20 protein-coding genes and 1 pseudogene are annotated in these 23,067 nt (G+C 41.5%); 7 read left to right on the top strand and 14 right to left on the bottom strand.

The annotated features are described in order from the left end of the window. Window positions 1-833 precede the first annotated feature (833 nt). The 5 genes and pseudogenes from AC1RM2_RS31000 to AC1RM2_RS30980 all read right to left on the bottom strand — a co-directional run bounded on the left by AC1RM2_RS31000 (window position 834) and on the right by AC1RM2_RS30980 (window position 5,565). Window positions 834-1,736, bottom strand: coding sequence for a DMT family transporter (locus AC1RM2_RS31000; protein WP_492988998.1), 903 nt, complete (start codon window positions 1,734-1,736; stop codon window positions 834-836). A gap of 63 nt (window positions 1,737-1,799) precedes the next feature. Then, window positions 1,800-2,903, bottom strand: a complete 1,104-nt coding sequence (locus AC1RM2_RS30995; protein ID WP_177183827.1) for an LptF/LptG family permease — start codon at window positions 2,901-2,903, stop codon at window positions 1,800-1,802. Between the two features lie 83 nt (window positions 2,904-2,986). Further along, window positions 2,987-4,117 carry a tRNA guanosine(34) transglycosylase Tgt gene (tgt, locus tag AC1RM2_RS30990; RefSeq protein ID WP_274212630.1) on the bottom strand — a complete coding sequence of 377 codons (1,131 nt, stop codon included), beginning with the start codon at window positions 4,115-4,117 and terminating at the stop codon, window positions 2,987-2,989. A 158-nt stretch (window positions 4,118-4,275) separates the two neighbouring features. After that, window positions 4,276-4,611, bottom strand: a pseudogene (locus tag AC1RM2_RS30985) (PD-(D/E)XK nuclease family transposase); the annotation flags it as partial. A 69-nt stretch (window positions 4,612-4,680) separates the two neighbouring features. Then, window positions 4,681-5,565, bottom strand: a complete 885-nt coding sequence (locus AC1RM2_RS30980; RefSeq protein ID WP_492988997.1) for an Rpn family recombination-promoting nuclease/putative transposase — start codon at window positions 5,563-5,565, stop codon at window positions 4,681-4,683. A 282-nt stretch (window positions 5,566-5,847) separates the two neighbouring features. Between AC1RM2_RS30980 and AC1RM2_RS30975 the strand changes: the two genes are divergently transcribed. The 5 genes from AC1RM2_RS30975 to AC1RM2_RS30955 all read left to right on the top strand — a co-directional run bounded on the left by AC1RM2_RS30975 (window position 5,848) and on the right by AC1RM2_RS30955 (window position 11,578). Further along, on the top strand, window positions 5,848-6,189 hold the full coding sequence (locus tag AC1RM2_RS30975) for a hypothetical protein (RefSeq protein ID WP_492988996.1): 342 nt from the start codon (window positions 5,848-5,850) through the stop codon (window positions 6,187-6,189). Window positions 6,190-6,446: 257 nt separating this feature from the next. Continuing rightward, on the top strand, window positions 6,447-7,565 hold the full coding sequence (locus tag AC1RM2_RS30970; RefSeq protein WP_492988995.1) for a glycosyltransferase: 1,119 nt from the start codon (window positions 6,447-6,449) through the stop codon (window positions 7,563-7,565). Then, entirely contained in the window at window positions 7,556-8,161 is a 606-nt protein-coding gene (locus AC1RM2_RS30965; protein WP_295713138.1) for an RNA polymerase sigma factor, read from the top strand. Before AC1RM2_RS30970 ends, AC1RM2_RS30965 begins: the two co-directional genes overlap by 10 nt. Then, window positions 8,151-8,783: a 16S rRNA (guanine(527)-N(7))-methyltransferase RsmG gene (rsmG, locus tag AC1RM2_RS30960; RefSeq protein WP_492988994.1), complete on the top strand. Its 633-nt coding sequence runs from the start codon at window positions 8,151-8,153 to the stop codon at window positions 8,781-8,783. The genes AC1RM2_RS30965 and rsmG overlap by 11 nt, the downstream gene beginning before the upstream one ends. Window positions 8,784-9,133: 350 nt before the next feature. Then, window positions 9,134-11,578, top strand: a complete 2,445-nt coding sequence (locus AC1RM2_RS30955) for a tetratricopeptide repeat protein (RefSeq protein ID WP_492988993.1) — start codon at window positions 9,134-9,136, stop codon at window positions 11,576-11,578. 23 nt (window positions 11,579-11,601) lie between these two features. On the opposite strand, the gene AC1RM2_RS30950 is transcribed toward AC1RM2_RS30955, so the two are convergent. From AC1RM2_RS30950 to AC1RM2_RS30925, 6 genes are all read right to left on the bottom strand, one after another. Then, the gene (locus AC1RM2_RS30950; protein WP_492988992.1) at window positions 11,602-11,937 is read right to left on the bottom strand and encodes a putative polyvalent protein kinase domain-containing protein; all 336 of its coding nucleotides are present in this window, start codon (window positions 11,935-11,937) and stop codon (window positions 11,602-11,604) included. 302 nt (window positions 11,938-12,239) lie between these two features. Continuing rightward, window positions 12,240-12,482 (bottom strand): hypothetical protein, encoded by a 243-nt coding sequence (locus AC1RM2_RS30945; RefSeq protein WP_477365866.1) that lies wholly within the window; start codon window positions 12,480-12,482, stop codon window positions 12,240-12,242. A 628-nt stretch (window positions 12,483-13,110) separates the two neighbouring features. Next, complete coding sequence (locus AC1RM2_RS30940; protein ID WP_492988991.1) at window positions 13,111-14,766, bottom strand: M56 family metallopeptidase; 1,656 nt, start codon at window positions 14,764-14,766, stop codon at window positions 13,111-13,113. A gap of 19 nt (window positions 14,767-14,785) precedes the next feature. Then, window positions 14,786-16,105 (bottom strand): M56 family metallopeptidase, encoded by a 1,320-nt coding sequence (locus AC1RM2_RS30935; protein ID WP_492988990.1) that lies wholly within the window; start codon window positions 16,103-16,105, stop codon window positions 14,786-14,788. Between the two features lie 4 nt (window positions 16,106-16,109). Continuing rightward, entirely contained in the window at window positions 16,110-18,176 is a 2,067-nt protein-coding gene (locus AC1RM2_RS30930; RefSeq protein WP_492988989.1) for a M56 family metallopeptidase, read from the bottom strand. Next, the gene (locus tag AC1RM2_RS30925; RefSeq protein WP_090649392.1) at window positions 18,173-18,553 is read right to left on the bottom strand and encodes a BlaI/MecI/CopY family transcriptional regulator; all 381 of its coding nucleotides are present in this window, start codon (window positions 18,551-18,553) and stop codon (window positions 18,173-18,175) included. Before AC1RM2_RS30925 ends, AC1RM2_RS30930 begins: the two co-directional genes overlap by 4 nt. A 286-nt stretch (window positions 18,554-18,839) precedes the next feature. Here AC1RM2_RS30925 and dprA point away from each other — a divergent pair, with 286 nt between their 5' ends. Together dprA and AC1RM2_RS30915 are read left to right on the top strand one after the other, a co-directional pair. Continuing rightward, complete coding sequence (dprA, locus tag AC1RM2_RS30920; protein WP_492988988.1) at window positions 18,840-19,931, top strand: DNA-processing protein DprA; 1,092 nt, start codon at window positions 18,840-18,842, stop codon at window positions 19,929-19,931. Window positions 19,932-20,048: 117 nt separating this feature from the next. Then, window positions 20,049-20,414, top strand: a complete 366-nt coding sequence (locus tag AC1RM2_RS30915) for a DUF2200 domain-containing protein (RefSeq protein ID WP_090649399.1) — start codon at window positions 20,049-20,051, stop codon at window positions 20,412-20,414. Between the two features lie 100 nt (window positions 20,415-20,514). Here the strand turns inward: AC1RM2_RS30915 and AC1RM2_RS30910 are convergent, their stop codons facing one another. From AC1RM2_RS30910 to AC1RM2_RS30900, 3 genes are all read right to left on the bottom strand, one after another. Further along, on the bottom strand, window positions 20,515-21,516 hold the full coding sequence (locus AC1RM2_RS30910; RefSeq protein ID WP_492988987.1) for a hypothetical protein: 1,002 nt from the start codon (window positions 21,514-21,516) through the stop codon (window positions 20,515-20,517). A gap of 45 nt (window positions 21,517-21,561) precedes the next feature. Then, window positions 21,562-21,759, bottom strand: a complete 198-nt coding sequence (locus tag AC1RM2_RS30905; protein WP_492988986.1) for a hypothetical protein — start codon at window positions 21,757-21,759, stop codon at window positions 21,562-21,564. Window positions 21,760-22,034: 275 nt separating this feature from the next. Beyond that, window positions 22,035-22,790: an SDR family oxidoreductase gene (locus AC1RM2_RS30900; protein ID WP_492988985.1), complete on the bottom strand. Its 756-nt coding sequence runs from the start codon at window positions 22,788-22,790 to the stop codon at window positions 22,035-22,037. Window positions 22,791-23,067 lie beyond the last annotated feature (277 nt).

The raw sequence follows: 23,067 nt of genomic DNA, 5'->3' as shown, positions 1-23,067 counted from the left end.
AAAACTGACTGATTTTATCGACGGATTTTCCGGTGGGGAAGTGGCCGATAATTTACCATGCTCATGAAGTTTTGATCGACGTCGTTCACGACGATAGGCGAGCTTAACTTTAATATTTCGGGAATTTTAAAAGCCAGATTCACTCGCTGTTTTCTTTGATGAGAGGTAAATTTTTGCCGCTCATTTTTCAGTCCTGTATACAAAACAGATGTCTGCCCTCATTTAAATAGAATTCTCATTTTTTTACTCGGTACACTTTGTTGTTTTGTTATGTCTCAAATGTGAATCTGTACTTTTTAGTTAAATAACATTGTTTAAGTATCTCATTTATTGATTGATAAATGTATATTAATAGGTGTGTGTTTTTGCTTGCTAATTTTTTTAGTTTTTTGTAATTTGACTTAGTTTCCTTTTGTTTAATTTTTACTTCTGATAGAGTGTGTAATTATTTGATTTTTAGTTAATTAAAATTTATTGTAAAATACGTTTTTTAATTTTTATTAATGAAATTGTCAGATATAAATCTCCCTTTGGCGCTTCTGATAAATTTTTCTATTTCTAAATTTTAATACACTAACTAAAAATAGAATTTTGGCGCTAATCGACGCAGGTTGGTTTAAACAGGCAGGAACGTGCCGAAAAATTACAATCGCTCACAGGGCTTAAAAATGGCGTTTTAGGGCAGGGGGATTTATCCCCTATTCAGCCTTGTTTGGGACCGGGAATACATGACTGAGTAAAAAATTTTATGAGATTGGATTGCTATTTGCCAACAAAAATGGAGGGCAAAATTAATCCAGGTAGATAGACTATCGCCAGGAATAACCGAAGTATCAGCCGCGATTTTTACGTCTGGCAATTTGCGACTGGGCAACCGGGTAAAGGAATATGGTTGACAGGATAAGTCCCGAGCCGCCCCAGAATCCGATGGACATTTTATTCATATCGCCAAAGAAAATAAATGCCATGATGATACCATATACAGGCTCGAGGTTGGTGATGAGCGCTACCCGGAAGGCCGAAAGTTCGCGCATGACGGATACCCCGGCAACATAAGCAAGCGAAGTGCACACCGTGCCAAGCAGTACCAGGTAGCCAATATCTGCCGGCTTTAAAAGTAGTTTTTGGTTGTATCCGTTGGTTGCCAAAAGATAAACCGAGATCCAGACAAATGCTCCTGTGAGCTCATAAAAAGCGATGATAGGAGCCTCACTTTTCTTAACAAACCGCGAGTTGATAATAGCGAAGAGTGCCGCACAAACTGCGCTTGCCAGCCCGGCTATGATCCCCTTAGTGTATTGAGTTTCGAATTTGAAAATTAAAATGATACCGGTGATGATTAATAAACCAGCCATGATTTCCAGTTTAGAGATCCTGCTTTTGTTAATCAGCGGCTCAAAAATAGCAGTAAACAAAGTGATGCTGGAGAGGCAAACCAGTGTTACCGGCACCGTAGAAAGCTTGATGGAAGCGAAGAAAAGTATCCAATGACCGCCCACCAAAGCGCCTGTAAAGACCATTTTTAGCATGGTTTTTCGCTCAACTTTAAAGTCGGTTTTGCTGAATTTGAAGTATAAAAACAACGAAACAAAGGCTATTAACACCCGGTACCACACCAATTGTACTGCCGAAATGGTGATTAATTGGCCCAAAATACCGGTAAACCCCCAGATAAAAACTGTAAAATGGAGGATAATCAGGTTCTTATTGAGCACTTTTGGGCTATTTTTATCCAATTTTTGGGCAATTTATTTCAATTTTTCGGCAACGTTTCGACACTTTTTCAATACTTTTTAACACTATTTAGGCGCTTTTAGCAACACGTAATAACCTAATATACCAAATAATGTATTAGGAATTAGCACTGTAAAAATTGGCGGTACGCCGCCTTTTATCGAAAATACGATCGAGAATTTCTCGATAATGATGTAGGTAAAACACAACAAAATCCCAATCCCAAGTGGTAATCCCACGCCGCCTCGCACCTTGCGGGACGACAACGCGACGCCCAAAATTGTTAAAACATATGCCGATAAAGGGTACACAAAGCGGTGGTATTTTTCGTAATAAAGGTTGTTTAAAACCTCCGGCCGGCGTAGCTTTTCCTTATCGATATTCTTGTTCAGCTCGCTTAAAGACATCGCCGCGTATACGTTATCGTACACAATAAAATCGGTTGGGTGCATGTCCAGTACGGTATCTTTTTGGCCCGGATTGTGGATAAACTGTTCCTTTAATCCCTTTATATATCTAACGTCGTAGTTTTTTAAAGCCCAGATTCTTTTCACAGAATCGTAGGTTACCTGCTGCGCAATCAGCTTTTCGCGCAAGGTATCACCGTTAAATTTCTCCATAATAAAGGTGTAGCCGGTGTGCACCGTTGGGTCATAATTGGCCAGGTAAACAAAGGTATGCTTGTCAATTTGCATGTGCACCTCGCTCTTGGTAGGGTCGTTATCGGTGATGCCGTTGGCGTTTTCAAAGTCGTTTTTGAGGTGGTTTGTATATGGGATAAGGTACACATTGGCAAAAAACGATACCACAAATATGAGCGATGCAGCAATAAAATAGGGCCTTAAAAAGCGGTTAAAACTGGCCTTGCCACTCAGTATCGGAACGATTTCTGTTTGGTTTGCCATCTTGGCCGTAAAGAAAATTACCGCCAAAAAGTTAATCAACGGCGATAGTAAATTGAGGTAAAAAGGCACAAAACCGGCGTAGTATTTAAATACAATATCGTGCAGTGTAGCGTGCCTGCTGGTGAAGTTATCCAGCTTCTCGGAGATGTCAAACACTACCGAAATAGCCGCGAAAATAGCCATCGTAAACACAAAAGTGCCCAGGTATTTTTTAATAATAAACCTGTCGATAACCATCAGGTACCGGTGTATAAAAGTCCTCATCGGCAGATTAAATGTTTTTTAAAGCCATGGTTTATATTATGTAAGCAACGCTTTTTATGGCGCATTATTTGATCATCCTGCAATTATAATCGCTGGCCTAAACGGCCCACCATCATGTTTTTCCAGGCATAAAACTCGCCGCTGATGATCTTTTTACGAGCTTCCTTAACCAGCCACAGATAAAAGTGGAGGTTGTGTAAGGTAGCAATTTGAGCCCCAAGCATCTCGCCCGAGTGGATCAAATGGCGTAAATAAGCCTTGCTGTATTCTTTATCTGCAAATAAATCACTGTCGTCTTCTATCGCGCTAAAGTCGTTTTTCCACTTTTCATTCTTGATATTGATGATGCCGTTTTTGGTAAAAAGCATGCCATTGCGGGCGTTGCGGGTTGGCATAACGCAATCAAACATATCAATTCCAAGGGCAATATTTTCCAATAAATTGATGGGAGTGCCTACACCCATCAGGTAACGGGGCTTGTGTTCGGGCAAAATATTGCATACAATTTCGGTCATGGCGTACATTTCTTCAGCTGGTTCGCCTACCGAAAGACCGCCTATGGCATTCCCTTCGCGCTCAAATGAAGCAATAACTTCGGCCGATTTTACCCTTAAATCTTTATAAACCGAGCCCTGCACAATCGGGAAAAGTGTTTGGCTGTAGCCGTATTTTGGCTCCGTACTATCAAACCTGTCGCAGCATCTTTTAAGCCAGCGATGCGTCATTTCTATCGACCGCCTTGCATAACCATACTCGCAGGGATAGGGGGTGCATTCGTCAAAAGCCATGATGATATCGGCACCAATAACACGCTGAATATCCATTACATTTTCGGGTGTAAACAGGTGTTTTGACCCATCAATATGCGAACGAAAGGTTACGCCTTCCTCCTTAATCTTACGAACTTCGGTAAGCGAATACACCTGGTAACCGCCGCTATCGGTTAAAATAGGGCCGTCCCAGCCATTAAATTTGTGCAGGCCGCCGGCACTTTCCAACGTGTTTAGTCCTGGCCGGAGGTACAAATGATAGGTGTTTCCTAAAATAATTTGCGCTTCTATGTCCGTTTTAAGCTCGCGCTGGTGCACCGCTTTTACCGTGCCGGCTGTGCCAACGGGCATAAATATGGGAGTTTCAATAGTGCCATGGTCGGTGGTAATTTCACCGGCGCGGGCCTTTGAAAGTGGGTCTTGTGCTGCTAATTTAAATTTCATTTTGAAGGGGTAAAATTAGCAAAAAAAAGGAGCCCCTCTATGATCTTGTTTATAGGTTTTTCGCGCAAAGACGCAAAGGCGCTAAGAAAAAATAAGCATATCATCTTGTTTCAAGGCTCCGCTTATTTATAAATTTAAAAGTGATGACCGGTGCTCAACTAAAGCTTTTCTATTTCTTCGGCAGAAAGTTTGGTGAACTTTGAGATTTGGGAGGGTGGCAGACCGCCTTTTTTCATTTCATGCGCAATGGCGATTGCTTCTTCAAGTTTACCTTTTTCGATACCTTTCTCCATGCCCTTTTCCATGCCTTCCTGCCGGGCATAATCTATCACATTCTTATTATCTCATTTGTATTTTAAGCTGCTATCGTGCATTGTTTTTTCTTCCTTTGTCAGGTTTGTATATGCTTCAATACTGAACAATTTCTCAAATATCGGCTTACGCAGGTAAACCGGGAGCTTATTCATTCCTGGTATACTCTTTAGAGAATAAACCTCAAAATAGGGATGTTGAAAGGAGCCCTGCCTGTTTTATAATTTATAAAAGAGATGTTCTTTGTTTGGCTATAGTTTTTCTATTTCCTCAACAGAGAGCTTAGTAAACTTTGAGATTTGGGCAAATGATAAGCCATCTTTTTTCATTTCACGGGCAATGTCCAAAGCCTTTTTATATTCGCCTTTTTCAATACCTTTCTCCATACCTTCCTGCCGGGCATAATCGATCACATTCTTATTATCCCACTTGTATTTTAAGCTGCTATCGTACATTGTTTTTTCCTCCTTTGTCAGGTTTGTATATGCTGCAATACTGAACAATTTCTCAAATATGGGTTTCCGTAGATAAATCGGAATTTTCTCCATCCGGCTCATGTTTTTTAATACATAAAGCCATCTATCCAAATCGGTTTCCAGTTCGGTTTCCTCTTTCACAAATTTACTCAATTCTATATAGGTATAACCCAGTTTATCGTAAAAAATTTCACCGGTATCCCTGTTGCACAGGCAAATATCATGCAGGTAACTGTTTGCCGGGCTATCTTCCAGTGTAAAATCTTCTAACAAAGCTATTAAATATACTTCGGCTATGTTGTAACCCCAGGCGTTTCGTTTGCCTTTTGGCGCCTGGTCGCTTATGAGGCGGGAGGTATAAAACAAGGCCCTTTCTTTAAAATATCCTTGTTTTGCCCGTTGTACCTCAATTATAAAACGTTCGCTGTTATCTCCTGTGCAAAGCAGGTCAAATATGGCCGAGCCTTCATCTTTTAAATCGCCGGGGTGTTCGTTTTTATTGTAAACTAAGTCCACAATATACTTCCGTCCCCTGAATACTTCATTTAAAAAAGCAATCAGTAAGTCTTTATTAGGTTCGCTACCGAATATTTTTTTAAAGGCGAAATCAACCAAAGGGTCGATGTATTTCCCTGGAATAGGTGGGTTATTGTTTGGCATAGTCAAATATAAAAGTTTATTTCTTATCCGCCCCCGCAGTGAAAATAGCCCGCGACTGGCAAAAGTGGAAGGTGTATACGCTGGATGACAGCATCGGGTGAGGCTACTTATCCATATATCCCATTCACCCCAATGTTTGGATAACTACTACCAGTTCTATTCATCCCAACCCTTAAATTTAATCCAGTAAAAAAGAATTATTTACATCTTGACAACCATGTAAATAAAAAGTCATCTTAGTATCTATAATCATTTAAATAAAAAATCACGGAGAACATTAGTATGAATAGCGAAATTTTAAAGAAGTACGATGTTAACTTTTACACGGCTGAAGACGGAACCAAACTGACAAACGGAAGCAACAATGCAATTAGTTCCTACATATATATATGGCGCCAAATTGATGATATAGGTGATTTTTTGTTAGATATTGATCGTTGCCTTGACGGCCGATTTGAATCGGTTGAAGATCCTGATTACAGCGATGGTTTAACCAGAATGTATGGAACTTTAACCTATGATAGCCTGATTATCACATCAAAAGGTGGGCTAAATCCAATTGAGATTCCGTTATCAGATTTTAAAGTATTGCTCTTGTCCTGGAGAGAGTTTTTACTATCCTAATATATTGGGATTTAAGAGCTCTTTATAAACCCCAAATTATTTAACACTAAAACAAGTAATCGGATTATATTAAAGTTTCGTGTTGAGCCCCCTCCAGGCGACATAAATAACGAACTACTTATCAACACATTTTTGCCTTACATGAAATGTGTGGAAAACTACTGCCAGTTCTGTCAATCTAAACCCTCAAATTTAAGCCGATTAAATCCTTTAAATTCGTGTTATTTTAACAACTTTGCCTGATTATTTTTGGCTCATTGGAAACTTATATACAAATAGTACTTTTTCTACTTTTTCAGCTCTGTTTTATTTTTCAGCTGTACTACCTGGTAAGTAGCCATATTAGCCTTGCCGGTTACAAACCCCGTGAGGAATTGCCAAGCGTGTTAATACCTGTTTCGGTAATCATCGCCGCCCGCAACGAGGCGCAAAACCTGCAGGAAAACCTGCCATCGATACTGGAACAAAACTATCCTGATTTTGAGGTTGTAGTAATAAACGATTGCTCGTACGATAGATCGGATGAGGTTTTGGAGGATATGGAGCGCCGTTACCCCAACCTTAAAGTGGTTACCATTACCGAGCATGACCGCTTTAAAACCGGGAAAAAGTTCGCGCTTACGCTGGGAATAAAAGCCTCAAAAAACGAATATTTGTTGTTTACCGATGCCGATTGTAAACCCGTATCGCCAAATTGGATAACGCGTATGATAGCCAATTTTGGCGGCGGGGCGCAAATAGTTTTAGGTTACTCGCCCTTTTATAAAACCAGGAGTTTTTTAAATTGGTTTACCAGGTACGAGTCGGTAAAGGCGGCCACAAACTACCTGTCATGTGCATTAAACGGCGATGCTTATATGGGGGTGGGGCGTAACCTGGCCTATACCAAAACTTTGTTTTTTAGCGAAAAAGGCTTTGCGTCGCACATGCATGTACTATCCGGCGATGATGATTTATTTGTAAACCAGCATGCCACGCCCAACAATACCGCTATTGAAATTCACCCGGATACTTTTATGTACACAGCGGCAAAATCAACATTATCTTCATGGTACAGGCAAAAAAAAAGGCATGCGGGCGTAGGTAAATTATATAAGAGAAGACACCGTAAAATGCTTATTTTTGACGGCGTTAGCGGCTTTTTGTTTTATATGCTGCTTATATTATGCCTGGTTTGTAAATTCGAACCGCTGTTGGCATTAGGTTTGTTGCTTTTTAGACTGATTATCCAATTATTAATCTATAATAAGGTTTTCAAGAAGCTCGATGGCAAAGATCTGATTTGGTATTTACCGTTTTTTGATATCATATATTATATGTATTTAATTGGATTTGGATTAGTTGGGCTACTTTTAAAAACCACCCAATGGAAATAAACGCAAATTTTACCGAAAACGCCAAGAATGATTTTCACCTGGTAGTGAGGGCCCGCACGGGCGATCAAAAGGCGTATGCCGACCTGATGCACCGTTATAAGGACTCCATTTATTTTATGGTGCTTAAAATGGTGAATAATAAAGAGGACGCCATGGACCTTACCGTGGAGACCTTTGCCAAAGCCTTTGAAAAGCTGGAAAAATACCAGCCCGATTATGCCTTCAGTACCTGGCTTTTTAGGGTAGCAACTAATAATTGCATCGATTTTATCCGTAAAAAGAAACTCAATACCCAATCTATCCACGGTATGACGGATGAAGATGGCGACGAAAAGCCATTGCAAATTAAAGCCGACGTATTAAACCCGGAAGAAACATCCATAAAAAAACAGCAAACCCAGGAGCTTAAATTGCTGATAGAGAGCCTGCCGCCGCGCTACCGTAACCTGATTACCCTGCGTTATTTTGATGAACTATCGTACGAAGAAATAGCACAACAGCTTGATTTGCCATTAGGTACGGTAAAGGCACAATTGTTTAGGGCCAGGTACCTGCTTGGCAACATCATCAACCGATTTAACAGGGATGACATCTGATATCGTTTTTAAATATTTTCCCGAACTAACAGCGCAGCAACGTGCCCAGGTTGAGCAGCTGCCCGAATTATATAACACCTGGAACAGCCAGATTAACGTGATATCCCGCAAGGATATTGATTTGTTGTATGAGCGCCATGTTTTGCACTCTATGGGTATTGCCAAAATAATGCCCTTTTTACCCGGCGAAAGTGTGCTCGACGTAGGCACCGGCGGTGGTTTTCCGGGTATTCCGCTGGCTATATTATTCCCCCAAACTTCTTTCCATTTGGTTGATTCTATCGGCAAAAAAATAAAAGTTGTGCAGGAAGTTGCCAAAGCATTGGGCCTTACCAATGTGAAGGCTACCCATGCCCGAGCCGAAGAAATTGGCGAGAATTTTGACTTTGTAGTATCGCGCGCGGTAACCCAATTAAAGGATTTTTACCCCTGGGTGCGCAGCAAATTCAAAAAGCAATCGGGCAATAAACTGCCTAATGGCATCCTATATTTAAAAGGCGGCGACCTTGACCAGGAGATCAAAGAATCGGGCCTTAAAGTGCAGCAATATTACCTTAAAGATTATTTTACCGAAGAGTTTTTTGAAACTAAACAGGTGATTTATGTGAAGGGGAAGTTTTAAATTCAAAATTCAAAAGTAAAAATTCAAAAGTTGGCTGTTCGGAGTCTCCGACTTCGAATCACTATGCCTGTAGTTTGCAACTACAGTAGCTCTTTATATGTTTATCCTAAACAAAAAGACCAAGTTTGGGATTCATCAAAATTCGATTAGAGCGGGTTTGGTTTATGGTGCCGAAGATCATGCATATTCAAGCGCATCTAATTATGCTGTATTATGACATTATTGATGTTAGTTGTTTGTTTTAGGCATCCTGTAGTCAGTATAACTAATTTGGTTTAAATTATACAATATCTTATATTTAGGAGGTCTATTATCAGACAATATTTTCAAACCTTATTACTAATTAACGCATGAAATCTTTTTTTTTACTTTTATTAGCTTTTACTGTTCACTTGAGTGGCCAGGCGCAAGATTTGACAGGTACCTGGGAGGGGCAGCAAGATGCCAACGGGAAACAGTATAGATATACTTTGTACCTGTCCAAAGCAGACAATAACGGTTATACAGGTGTTACTTATCTCAAGGAAACACTATTCACCAAAAAGACCGTTGGTAGTTTATTTTCTTCAACAACGAAAATTACTTTGAATGCCAGCGTGCTTGACAAAAAGCCAAGTGCAAAAGCTTTTTTACTGGGCAGTTTTTCAAATAACACCTTAAAGTACAGCGAACTTGCAATGATTAAGATAGAAGGCGACCCTAAGAATTGGGCGCTGGGCAGATCGGCCTTTAGTTACGTGCAGGTTAATGGCAAAGAAAAATTGACAGGTGGCGGTAACGCACATCTGGAGCTTACCAAAAAAAGCAATGAATTTCCTTCAGAATATGCGCAATATGCTTTAAAAGAGATATTGAGCGTAAAAGCCATTGATTTTACCAATAGTGGCAGCCAGAACAAGATCAAGTTTAATGACTTGGGCACACTATCCTTCACGCTTATAAATAATGCCCCGATTGATATTACCAGAGTAAATATCGGCTTATTTATTAGGGAGAAAGGCGATATAAAAGCAAACGATGGCGGTGCCGTTAATCTTTCGGTTCCCCAAGGTCAAAACACTAATGGAAGTATAGACATCCGTTCAGGTTTTGATCTGCCTGTAGATTCGGTGCATTTTGTTGTTCAGGGCACATATAACGAAGCCTTGATATTTTCGAAGAACATTGCTCTTGCAACAATCCCTTTTTATTTGACAGACAAAGTTGTGGTGAACAAAAGCTCATCTGCGACGTTTGCTGCCGTGCAAGGTTTTTATGGCTTCAACAAAACACCTTTCTCGTCAACTGCTCCGTCGCTTGACCAACTTGTATTAGCCGGCAACAAGTTTGCCCCTATGTGGAAAGCTATATTTAAAACTACAGGTAGGGCAGGCTACGCATTGGATGAAAGTGCAGGCGTAGATCTGGCAAAAAAAGTCTATAAAGATATTTCTTACGCGGCCAGAAATGGAGATGCCGAAGCCCAGTACCTTATGTTTTATGCTGTGGGTATGGGTATAAGCGGACCTATATCCAGAGATGTAGCAGGTGCTTTCTTGAAAAGGGCTGCTGATGCAGGTTATTTACCGGCAATGTATGATTACGCACAGTTTTTACAAAGCGATAAAAAATACGATGAGAGCTACGCACTATTGTTAAATTGTTACGATAAAGGGATGCAAAAAGCCGCGGTAAAAATCGGTAACTTTAATCAAAAGGGATACGCAGTAAGCAAAGAACCCAAAAAGGCGATAGAATGGTATCAAAAAGGAGAGGTATTTGGCGACCCAGAAGCACTGATGCAGTTGGCTACAATATACACAGATGGCGAGGATATTGAGCCTGATGCGCCTAAAGCAATTGCTTATGCTACTAAAGCTGCCGCTTTAAAGAATAGCGATGCCATGAGTTTTTTAGCCAAGATATATCTTAATGGAAGAAACGGTGTGCCCAAAAATGTTTTAAAGGCTGTGAGCTTATACAAGGAGGCTGCGTATTTAGGTGATAATTCTGCAATGGCATCATTGGCTTACCTATATCTTAAAGGCAGTCCTGAGGTTCCGCAAGATGATAAAACGGCTCTTTTTTGGACCAGGAAATCAGCTGAAGCAGGAGGAGCTGACTGTATGTCAATGTTAGGCAAAATGTACGATGTAGGCGTTATTGTCGATAAAAAGGATACTATTAAAGCCAGATTTTGGACTAATCAGGCTTTACTGAACGGCATTGGTCAAAAAGACAATTCGGCACAGGATGCAAGGGACAAAGAGATGTCGAGTTTCATTAACAACATCGACCTGAGTGACCAGCATACTTTATATAAAGATTACTATGGTAACGCCTATATAAGCAACGATGGCCCGGATATAGTAGGCGGTATCTTCAAATCTTTTATGGGTACTTATCTTAACCGGCAGGCTCAACATCAAATAGAGATTAACGGATTGGAATACATTTATGAGGCCAAAGGCAAGAAAACGTATGGTGGTACATTAACATCCCAAATTACTACCGAACTGTTTTTAAGAAAAGGGCAGAAGGTAAAAATCAAAGGCTATGGCACGGTTAACTTCGGGGTAAATGCGGGCGTTGGTACCCCTAACGGTGTAGCCAGTCCGATGTTTCAATCTTACTGTTTAGACTCAACTATCCCACACGGTGCAATAATGGCAAGTATGAATAACGGCTGGACATTTATAGGTAGCGATAATACATTTATAGCGCCGACTGATGGCAATCTTCGACTTGCAGTAAATGATAACGACTACACGCATAACATAGGCTATTTTGATATCGTATTAACTATTGAGAAGTGAAAAGCCCGGCAACTGAACTTTGGTTAATTGTAAAGTATCAAGTAAAGCCAGCTTTCGTAAAAGATGCCGCCATTTGTTTTAATCACGTGAGTCCCGCTAAGCCGGTATACTTTTTGCTCGGCGCCTTCGCTAATAAAATCACTTTGTAGGATTGGGGGTGTATAGAAAAGATTCTGTCGTTCAGCGAAAGCTAAGAGTGTTGCTGTTTCTTCACTTTTGACGTGCTGCTGTTTTTTAGCTGTGAAGCCTGTTGCCGCATCTGATCTAAGGAAACATTGGACTTTTTTGAGTTTATTTGCCTGGCCAACAGGTTCATCTCCGAGAATGATATTTTGTAGTTCATCTTTGATGTTTTTCATTTAATGATCAAAAATAAGTTTTTTTGATCAATTAAACATATTGGATTACGCTTGTAATTATGCGGATAAAGTGTGTCGTGAGCGAAGGTAGTCCCGGGCTTTGCGTTAGCGATTGCAGCGGATACCGGCCAATGTGGCTAAGGCCTGTGTAGTATGAGCGTAAAGCGCGGCCCACACTTCTACCGGTGGGGGCAACGCCATATTTAAGTCAAAAGTTAGAAATCAAAATTCAAAAAAGCGCATAGCAAGCTTACTCGGGATGTTTTCCCGGTTGATGGGAGGAGCAGTTCACTTGATTTTGCTCAAATCAAGTGATCGTGGTGTTGGTTATCGGTTCGCGATGCGGCGAAGAATATCAAACCAATTACAAACAGCGCGCCGCCTGCGAACACAGGTAGCTTAAATGTCCAGCTGCCATTGGGGCCGGTAACAATTTCTTTGCTGCCGCCGCTATCAACAGCATTTGATGTTTTTTTGTAAAAAAAGTTGCTGGTAATAAACAGCGCAATACCCAAAATGGCTACAATAATTCCAAACTTTTTCATGATGATTAAATTTAAATGATATACCCAATCGGTATTTTAGGCACTGTATATCAACTGAGTAGTATATCAAATTTAACAAGTTTAATTGGTAAGTGTTTATTTTATTTAATTATTATATAAGCATATGCAAAAAGCCGGAATACGCGGGTATTGATGGTATTGTGATGTCAATTGTTTGTTTTGGCATCCCGTAGTCAGAGAAACAGGCATAATGGTTCGAAGTCGGAGACTTCGAACAGCGGGGCATGGTGGTTCGAAGTGGAAGATCCCGAACAGCGGGTTTGCTACTCCGTAGGAGTTACCCGTTTGTAGCTATGGCACGCAAAAACTATTTTGCGCCGTAGGTGCTACCTCTGGATAAGAAGGTATCCATCCTTTCAGCGTGTAGGTAGCCTCTGCCGAGGCAAAGGTTAGTAGAGAATATATTGTGCTACAAATGGGTTGCACCTAACGGCGCATAGCTACGGGCATATGGCTGTGCAGATATAGCATGTACCACAATGAAAGATGTTGGTATTTGTTAACAAAAGAGGAGAAGTGCTTTACACAGAAAAATGCCGAAGCGGGTTTTACCGTTCAGCAATTTTTGACCCATTGGTTTTTGGGGTAATTAGTTTGTCCCTGATGGCTAATTTGCCTCCGGTGTGGCCTCAGCAGGGGATACAGCTGGAGCTGGTTTCAGGTAGAGGACTGCCGATATCAGTTTTAACTTCAATTTAACAGGTTTTGCCCCTGTAACTTTAGAGCTCAGGCTTGCCGATACCGGTTTCAACTTCAAAGTTTTAGCAGGTTTTGGTGATTGTGGCTGTGTGCCGGGTTGAGGCGCTACAGGCATTCCAACCGTATCTTTTGAGCTAACAGGAGGTACCGGCGGCGGCGGTGGCATTCTGTTTATATCTCCTGAGCCAACTGGCGGTACTGGTGGTGGTGGCGGCATTTTGTTTATATCGCGTGACACAACCGGAGGCGCAGGCGGGGGAGGGGGAGGCGTCCTGTTCACATCTGCTCCTTCAGCGGGTGGCGGTGGGATGCGCAGGTGTTTAGCACCATGTTTTGGTGGTGCAGGTGGTGGCGGCGGCATTCTGTCCATGTCTGGCTGCGCACCGGGTGGCATGGGCGGCGGTGGCGGAAGTTTAGGGTATATCATCATTTTAGGGAACGAATAACCGTATTTTTCCTTCAGCATGGCCAGCTCTTGCGGTTTTGCCTTGCTTTTGTAAAACTCCTTTTGATCGCCGTTTTTATCGGTAATAATTACCCTGAAATCGGTTTTGTTATTAATAAGGTAACCAGTTTCATCATAAGCATAGCCTTTTGATGTAGTGGCCCTTGTTCTCATCTTACGTGCAGATGTATCGGCTGTGGCTGTTTTAGGTGCTGTAAGGGTTGGCTTTTCTGTTTTTGGTGCCAGGTCAATAAAGGCATAATTTTTACTGAACGCCAATGTTGATGCGCAAAGCATCCCCGCACATATGGGTACGGCCACCAGGTACTTTAGCCTTGCTAAATTGCCCGAACGTTGTTGGTTTAACATAATGATCCTCTTTTTTAACAAATTATAATTGAAAAATGAATGCGTGATGGACGAGCCATTGAGCCCGTAAGCATTATCGACCAGGAACGATGAGTAGGCCAGTGCATCTGTTTCATGCGCTGCGGTTTGCTCATCAGCAATATACTCGTGTACGGTTTTAAGGCTTATTTGCAACAGGTAAATGATAGGATTAAACCAGTTTACGATTTTAATAACCTCGATAAAAACAATATCAAACGAGTGTTTTTGGCGGATGTGTACCAGTTCGTGCCGGATAATAATGTCGCTGGCGCTGGTTTTTGTGCCGATAAAAAGGTAATTAAAAAATGAAAAGGCTGTATCTGCATCTTCAATATCTATCAGCTTGTACTTATTATCAATAAGCCTTTTACCTGATGTGGTTAGGTTTACCAGTTTAAATAACTTGATAACCAGCAATAAAGCCAACACAGATATCCCAACAATATAAACAGCCCATAAAGCATTATCCCAGGTAATGTAATCAGCTGCAACTGACGGTACAGTGGCCGAATCAGCAGGGGAGCTTACCCAGGTAATTTCCTGAACGTTTTCTGCTGGTTTCAACGCACCTATCTGGATAACAGGCAGTACGAACGACAGGATACAACTCAGCAACAAGTAGACCCGGTTAAGGTTATAATGCGTTTCGCAATTTAAAAACAGGCAGTAACCGGCATAAAATACAGCCAGGTAAATATTTGCCTCAAACAGATAATGCAGCCAGTTCATCGGGTTATGGTTTTAATATTTATAGTACCAGGTTTCGCTTACCAGCTTTAAGCGTTGTAGAATAGCCAAGTTGAGTAGTATTCACTATACATGGATAGGGTTCTATTTTCTGTTTTCCTTCAACCGCATAAAAGGTTTTTGGCCCCTGTATAACGAACTGAAAGTATAAGGCATAAGTTCCCGCCTTGCCCGGAAGGCTTTTTTTACAGTTATTTAAGCAATTAAATACCCGCTGGTAAAATTCCGGGCTGGTGCTTTCGGTGATTTTGACAGCGTTGATATGATGGCTGTCGTCTATTTTAATTAAGCAGGTGATATTACCAGGCAGGTTTTTGGTTAGGGCATTTTCAGGGTACTGCAGGTTTTTATCTAAATAATCGTTAACCACCTTCCCAAGATTCGACACATTGCTTGCCGCTGCATCTTTAATATCGGGAAGTATTTTTATCCAGCCATAATTTTTGCTGAACGCCAATGTTGATGTGCAAAGCATGCCCGCACATATGGGTACAGCTACCAGGTATTTTAGCCTTGTTAAATTACCCGAACGTTTTTTGTTTAACATCATAATCCTCTTTTTTAGTAGGTTGTAATTAAAAAATGAATTTGTAACGGTCGGTCCGCTAAGGCCGCAGGCATTATTAACCAGGAAGGCAGAGTAGGTAATTGCATCACCTTCCTGAGGGGCAGTTTGCTCGTCGGCAATGTATTCATGAACTGCTTTAATACTCATTTGAATCAAATAAATGAGTGGGTTAAACCAGTTGATGATTTTCAATACTTCCAGGAAAATGATATCCAGCGAGTGTTTTTGCCTGATGTGTACCAGCTCATGCCTGATGATGGTTTTGTTGTCCCTAATCTTTGTGCCGATAAACAGGTAATTGAAGAAGGAAAAAGCGGTATTTGAACTTTCGATATCTATCATTTTGTATCCATTATCAAGCAATGTTTTACATGATGAGGTTAGGTTTACCAATCTGAATAGTTTAATAGCCAGTAATATCATCATTACCGCTATGCCAACAATGTAAACAGCCCATAAAGTATTGTCCCAGGTAATGTAATCAGCTGCATTCGCCTGCACAGTGGTTGAACCGGCTGCCATTATAGTCAGGGCCGGGTTTGTACTGTCGGCAAGGGTAATCTCCGGAATCTTTTCTGCTGGTTTTAACGCCCCTATCTGGATAACGGGCAGTACAAACGATAGGATACAGCTTAACAGCAGGTATATCCGGTTAAGGTTATAATGCGTTTCGCGATTTAAAAACAGGCAGTAGCCGGCATAAAATACAGCCAGGTAAATATTTGCCTCCAACAGATAATGCAGCCAGTTCATCGGGTTATGATTTAGTTTGTGAAGGATAAGCAACTACCACAACTTCATTTAAACTAACCGCAGTTGAAAAGCCGGCGGATTGTTTGATAGGCTTATCAGCGGTATTCGCTTCTGGTAAATGGGAAACCACCACCTGATTGCTGCCTTTATAATCAACCACCTGAAATAACGTAGGGATTGAATAACGCCCGTTTTTTAAATCAAGTGTGCCGTCATAAGCTTTAATAGCACGTAAAAGCTCCCCGTCCATCACCGGTTCTACACCCCGTACAATTTGAGGGTCGGTAATTTTGCCATCAACCACATCAAAGGCTGCAATTACCCTGCCGCCGATTTTCTTATCGCGGTCGATAGCAGGATATCGGACGTTCCTGGCTACATATTTGCAAAAAACATCGGTTGTTGTGCGGATCGGTGTATCGGCCTGCATGCTAACCGGCGGAGCGGGCGGTGGTGGAGGGGGGAGTTTGGTGGCCTCATTAATTTCGACAGGATTTGGTAAATTCGCCGCTTTTTTATCAGCATTGTAAGGTGCCATTGCAGGATATTTACTTGCGCCAAAAATCAACATATTAAAATCATACCCGGGGGCTTTTAGCTCGTTGGCATCAGCTGTTTTTGCAAATTTGTAGTAATCGGTGCAGAAATAGACCGTTATTTTATGTGCGCCTGCTGTTTCGTTAACCACACCATTATATGCTTTCAGTGCCTGTAAAACTTCATTGTTAAATTCAATGGCAGCATTTTTGGCAATTTTGATATCCGTAATTTTATGATTGGCTTTAACATTAAAGCTTACACCAACCAATCCTGCTTTGCCGCTTTTTAACGCCGCTGTAGGGTAAACTATGGTTTTATTCAGATAATTGAAAAGGTCGACATAAGTATCCTTGACAACTATTGGCGGAGGCGGTACCTGCATTGGGATTTTCTTGATTTTTACCGACGCCGGAAATTTGTAACCATATATATTGTACATCACCGATTCGCCGCTGGCATTGATTTTGCTGGCATCTACCACGGTTTTTGCGCCTTTTTTATCTGTGAAAGTTACCATAAACCCCGGTTGGCCAAACGCCGTGAAGTTTTTTTCTTCCACTTTATAACCTTTTGCGTTAATAAATGGTGTTGGCATACTTTGAATTGCGGTGTCCGGAAGCGCGGTTGCAGGCGCAATGTCAATCAGTACGTAATTTTTGCTGAACGCCAATGTTGATGCACAAAGCATCCCGGCGCAAATAGGTACAGCCACCAGGTATTTTAGCCTTGCTAAGTTCCCCGAACGTTTTTGGTTTAACATAATGATTCTCTTTTTTAGTAGATTATAATTGAAAAATGAATGTGTGATTGACGAGCCGTTTATGCCGTAAGCATTATCAACCAAAAAGGACGAGTAGGTGATGGCATCGGTTTCATGCGCGGCGGTTTGCTCGTCGGCAATGTATTCGTGAACGGTTTTAAGGCTTATCTGCACAAGGTAAATAATGGGGTTGAACCAGTTGATGATCCTCAGGATCTCCATGAAAATAATATCGGCCGAGTGTTTTTGTTTGATATGTACCAGTTCATGCCTGATGATGGTGTCGCTACCGTTTATTTTTGTGCCGATGAAAAGGTAATTGAAAAATGAAAAAGCAGTGTTTGAACTTTCGATACCTACTAACTTGTATTTATCGTTCAGTATGGTATTACCCCCGGTAGTCATTTTGATGAGCCTGCCAATTTTGATAAGCAGCAGCAAAGCCATTACCGCCATACCTATTATATATAGGTACAAAATGGCATCCTGCGGGGTAAAATGGCTTACCGGCGGCTGGTAGTTTACCAGCGCAGGTGCGGTGTTATTTTGGTTGTTCGCTGCTACGGTTATATAGGTTTGTTGTTCAGTTTCGGCAGCGGGTTTAAGTGCGCTTACCTGTACCAATGGTAAAATAAATGCCACTGTACAGCTTAACAACAGGTACACCCGGTTAAGGGTATAATGCGTTTCTTTATTTAAAAACAGGCAATAAAAGGCGTAAAAAACGGCCAGGTATATGTTTGCTTCCAGTAGGTAGTGTAGCCAGTTCATGATTGTTTTTTGTTTTTAAGGTTATCAATCAGTGAGGTTAATTCGTCCAGTTCTTTTACGCTGATCTTCTTTTCGTCTACAATAAACGATACCAGGCTTTGGTACGAATTGCTGAAATAGTTTTTCATCATCTTATCAAACGTGAACTTTTTATACTGATCATCGCTGATAAGCGGGAAGTAAACGTGCGAGTTGCCATAGGCTTTATGGTCGATAAAACCTTTGCCCTCCAGTACACGCACCACGGTTGATACGGTATTGTAGGCCGGTTTAGGATCGGGCATTTGCTCAATGATATCTTTTACAATAGCTTCCTTTAATTGCCACAGAATCTGCATGATCTGTTCCTCGGCTTTGGTTAGTTCTTTAACATTCATAGTAAACTATTTTTATAGTTAGATAAAGGTAAAACTATTTTTATAGTTTTCAAACTATTTTTATAGTTTTTTATTTTTAATTTGAAGATTTGAAAATTTGAGGATTTGAAAATGAATTAGTGGCTGTGCAGATGTTGTCTGAACCTGAATTCTTTCATCTGCACATTTGGAATCTGAAATCTGCACATCTGAAATTAATATTTGCTAATATTTTTAGGATTTGTATATTCGTGGTACTGATAGTGGCGTTTAATCTGCACATCTGAAATCTGTAATCTGCACATCAATGATCTATAATACCGCTTTATCATTTGTTAAAAACTTAGGCCCGGTAGCGGCTAAATCATTGATGGCTTATTTAGGCAGTGCGGAGCAGGTTTTTAAAACATCGCCCTCGAAAATGGCTACCATACCAGGCATTGGCGAGAAACGGGCAAGCCAATGGGATTTTGATGAAGCCTTGCGCCTGGCCGAAAAGGAACTGGAATTTGCCGGAAAACATGGCATCGAATTGATATTTTATACCGACGCCCGGTATCCAAAGCGGTTAAAAAACTGCACGGATTCGCCTATACTATTATATAGTAAGGGTAAAATGGAGCTTAACATGCCCAAAGTGATCAGTATAGTTGGCACCCGCAACGCTACTGATTACGGAAAGCAATTATGCAGGCAACTGATAGAGGAGTTACAGCAATATAATGTATTAATTGCAAGTGGCCTTGCCCTGGGCATTGATGTTGCTGCCCATAAAGAATGCCTGCGATTGAATGTGCCAACGGTAGGGGTGCTGGGCCACGGCCTCGATAGGATGTACCCCAGCCAAAACCGGGCGACTGCCGAAAAAATGCTGGAAAACGGTGGCTTACTTACCGAATACCCGTCCGGCACCATCCCCGACAGGGAAAACTTCCCCCAACGAAACCGGATTGTTGCCGGCATGGCCGATGCCACGGTTGTGATTGAAGCAGGCCTTAAGGGCGGCGCACTTATAACCGCCGAAATTGCCAACTCCTACAACCGGGACGTGTTCGCATTCCCCGGCAGGCTGGATGATGTGTATTCGGAAGGGTGTAACTTTCTGATCCGCAACAATAAAGCAGCACTGCTTACCTGCATGGCCGACCTGGCCTTTAGCCTTGGCTGGGAAAAAGACGAAAACCTGAAACCCACCGAACAGTTTATGCTGGCGCTGGATTTAACCAAAGACGAGAGCCTGATATTTGATATTTTACAACAACATAAAGCCCCGTTGGCTATTGACGAACTTACCATAAAGGCCAACATGCCCATGAGCTCGCTGGCCATGAACCTGCTCAACATGGAAATGCAGGGCTATATCCGTAGTTTGCCGGGGAAAACTTATCGGGTGAATTGATGGGGTACGTGTTGCCGGTTGCGGGGTTCGGGTGAGAATTTTGAGGTTTGGGTATTGGTCATGAATGTTTTTGTGGATATTTTTGGTATAAAGAAAATCAGTCGCTTTATATAAGATATGAACAAGATCGATATACACAATGAGCGTATTGCAAAAATGACTTTTGCCTCGGTTTACCCTTTGTATCTGGTAAAAGTGGAGAAGAAAGGTAGAACAAAGGAAGAATTACATCAGGTAGTTGCATGGCTGACAGGTTTTAATGACGAGAAATTAAAAGAGTTGATTGAACAAAAATCAACTTTTGAAACCTTCTTTCAGGTGGCTTCGCTAAATCCCAATGCACACCTTATTACGGGAGTAATCTGTGGGTATCGTGTAGAGGAAATCGAGAACCCTTTGACACAGCAGGTTAGATACTTAGATAAGTTGGTAGATGAGCTGGCGAAGGGACGGAAGATGGAGAAGATATTACGGAACCCTTGAGGCATCGGGAAATTTACATCCCCCCAACGCAAAGCCGGTTATAGTGCAAACCATAACCGGCTTATAAATCCTCTGTTATATAAATATGCATTGCCGGTTGTTATTGATAAAGACTTATAGCATCCTCCTTATTAAGATCGATAATCCACTTTTCAATGTAGGCAAGCAGGTCATCTTTATCAGGGCCCGAATTGTTTTCTCCACGTGAGCCAAAAACAATTAATCCCAAAGCAATGCAATACCTGATGTCGAGCTGCAATATTAAACCTACGGTAAAACCGGCAATGAAATTGTCTCTTGCATCCTTTGCAATCTCAATATTATAATCTACTACCTTTCGTGTTAATACAAATTGCTGATCTTCGGAATATACCAGGGCATCATTTGCAGAATAAATTAACAACTGGTTCACCGTCATCGTCTTAAATATGGAAAAGTATTTCCTTTTTAAATCGCTTAGTGCAAAAGCGTTTAATGTATTATAGTCTGGGCGTTCGCCATTCAAAACCATCCATAATTTAACAGCCTCACTTTCGTCCAGGCAAAATGTCACCCGGCCATGTTTTGAAAATGCACTTATAATGTCGAGGATCTCATCCACCTGGAAGAATAACTTTTTAGCAGGATCTCCAAGATAAAAAATAAACTCTAAATCCGTTTTCTGTAAAGGCCGAATAACATCTGAAAGCAAACCATCCCATAAATCCGAAGAGTTTGCCACATTTGCCCAGTCGTCAAACGCGATAGTGCGACAAGCCTGAAACAGGTCTGAAAGATCAGCAATTAGTTTTTCGCTTTTAATTTCAGACCATCTGTTGCTTCTGTTACCGCCCTCCTCAACATCAAAGGCACATTTGGAAAGCGCATCTTCGGCGTGCGGAGAACTTAAAGTTAGACTACGGACACCTAAATTGGTTAAAAATTCGGGCAGTTTGGCCTCTTTAATTCCAAATGCCTTTTTAAGGGTTCCCTGCTCAGGTGTGCTGCTATCATATGTCCGGCTCAGGTAAATATTTTGAGAATCATTAAAGCTCCTGATAGAATCGGCCAGATCCGTTAATATGGGAAGTACGTTTTTGATTTCGATATTATAAACTTTCATGGCTCAATTTTTTATGAATAATGGGGTTGAATATTTGTCTAACCGTTAAAATAAGTTTATCGGGTTACCGGCGGCAATGCGTTCTTCGCTGTAGATTAATGGCATATCTTTCATGCGGATAGCATCGTCTAAAAACTCGCCGCCTTCGTTCATACTGTACGGAGGCTCGTTAATAGCTATGGTGTGTTTATCTGATTGATCTTTCAGATTTTCACCAACTAGATATAAAAAGAAGGGATTCATGGCGTTTACATGGTTAATGAATAATTTGTTTTTCTTTCGGTAACAGCCGGTCCGTTCACCCGGACCAGCTGGACAATTTATTGTCAAAAAAAATCGGTGAGCGTTCGATCTGCTACCTGCTGACTTGCCGTGTTGTTGACCGGTTTTCGTAAGGATAATACGCCGGCGTAGGGATATCCTGGTGCACGAACTGGTGGAAAGTGCATTCCCGTTACAACCGCCTCGGCAAGCTGCCACCCGTCATCTTCGTTTCAACAGGCGGCAGATCGCTACCATCAGGCCTTTTGCAGCTGGTAACTCCACCATTTTTCAAAGTTAATGGCTCCCAGCTCTGCCTGCCCGGCCGGTACCAATGCTGCATGGGTAATTTCTCCGCCGAAGTACGATGGTTTGCCGTCAGATAACACCTGGCGTGGATCTTTTGTATACTGCAGATACCGGGCCACTATTTCATACAAGGCAAAGCGTTCGGGACCGGCTATTTCCGTTTCGCCATTAATAGGGGCCGCCAGGGCGTATTTAGCTACAAAGGAGGCTACATCTTCTGCAGCAATAGGTTGGAACAGCACATCGGAAAGATGCACTTCGTTCCCGTTAGTAGCCTGGTTGGCGATACCTGCCAGGAACTCTAAAAACTGGGTGCTCCGGATAATAGTATAAGGCACTCCCGATTGCTTGATAAGGTCTTCCTGTGCTTTTTTGGCCCGCATGTAACCAATGTTTTGCATAATGTCGACCCCAACAATGGAAAGCGCCACATGATGCTTTACACCGGCATTGATTTCTGCAGCCAGTAAATTGCGGCCGGCAGTCTGAAAGAATTCAAGAACAGCTTTGTCTTCAAAAGACGGAGAATTTGCCAGGTCTACAACAACATCGGTATTGTTCATGGCCTCGGCCAGTCCTGCTCCTGTAATGGTGTTGATACCTGTGTCCGGAGAGGCAGCTATAACCTGGTGCCCCTGTTGGCGAAGTTTTGTTACTACTTTGGATCCGATGAGGCCAGTGCCTCCAATGACTACGATTTTCATAATGTTGTTTTTTTAATGATTTGTTATCCAAAAGGCAAAGCCAATGCCAAACAATTCAAATCATTGATAATCAACAACATTACTAATTTAAGCCATTATATTTTTCACTATATTCAGTGAAATCACGACCATCCTCACTATATAAAGGGAAGAAATTCGGGAATTCTAAGAAGGTGTTTAATTTTGATTTATTAATGTTTTATACCTCCAATGAACTACATATCCACGCGTCAATGCGAGTAACCATCAGGATGATCCTGAAAAAAAAGGGGATGCC

The organism is Mucilaginibacter sp. GW822-FHT03E02, assembly GCF_058801545.1.
The sequence above is the reverse complement of the archived record's forward strand: the minus strand, read 5'-3'. Positions and strand labels throughout refer to the sequence as shown.